This window comes from Dietzia sp. UCD-THP, assembly GCF_000349585.1.
Lineage (GTDB): Bacteria > Actinomycetota > Actinomycetes > Mycobacteriales > Mycobacteriaceae > Dietzia > Dietzia natronolimnaea_A.
Map to the genome: position 1 here is coordinate 365 of NZ_KB714647.1, position 427 is coordinate 791.

General features: G+C 68.9%; 1 protein-coding gene. It reads right to left on the reverse strand.

Annotation, left to right across the window (positions count from 1 at the left end; translation table 11 throughout):
• A partial coding sequence (locus tag H483_RS38760; RefSeq protein ID WP_017836711.1) for a CoA-binding protein occupies window positions 1-287 on the reverse strand: 287 nt, incomplete at its 3' end.
• Window positions 288-427: the final 140 nt, after the last annotated feature.

The following is a 427-nucleotide window of genomic DNA, read 5'->3' on the forward strand; positions in this document are numbered from 1 at the left end:
CCCTTGGCTATCGCATCGTCCACCACGCCGCCCGCGAGCTGCGAGTTGACGAACACGTCGACCACATCGATCTCACCGGGAACGGACGCGAGATCCGGATAGCCCTGCTGACCGTGCACGGTCTCGGCCTTGGGATGGACCGGTACGATCTCATGTCCCAGGTCGCGGACGTAGGCGGCGATCCCGTACGCGGTGCGCGCGGAGTTGGTGGACAGGCCGGCGACGGCCCAGCGGCCCTTCTCGGTGAGCAGGCGCGTGATGACGGCGTGGTCATTGGAATGGCTCATACCCAGTGCAAGGCCCGCCGTCGCCCAGACATTCCCGGCGCGGCTCCGCCAGGCCTGTCCTCGGGGACATCGCTCCGCTCGCTGGCGCTCCCTCCGCTAGTCCCCGACGGCGTCCTTGCCGCGGCGGACGATCTTCGGGT